Origin of the sequence: Bacillus sp. NTK034 (genome assembly GCF_017303275.1) — a bacterium.
Taxonomy (GTDB): domain Bacteria; phylum Bacillota; class Bacilli; order Bacillales; family Cytobacillaceae; genus Cytobacillus.
In genome coordinates, this window is sequence record NZ_JAFKOJ010000067.1 from 1 (window position 1) to 209 (window position 209).

Genomic DNA, 209 nt, shown 5'->3' on the forward strand with positions numbered 1-209 from the left:
GTTCGGTATGGGAACGGGTGTGACCTTCTCGCTATCGCCACCGGACTATTTGATTGAAGAAACTTCGTTCCTTCAAAACTAGATAATGCATGAAGAAGTATTTGCCGAGAATTCACCAATGACTTGGTTAAGTCCTCGATCGATTAGTATCAGTCAGCTCCACATGTCGCCACGCTTCCACCTCTGACCTATCAACCTGATCATCTTTC

Annotated in this window: 1 rRNA gene; it reads right to left on the bottom strand. The window is 45.5% G+C overall.

The features are described from left to right. Positions 1-123: 123 nt before the first annotated feature. Positions 124-209 (bottom strand): 23S ribosomal RNA (locus JI665_RS28430); the annotation flags it as partial.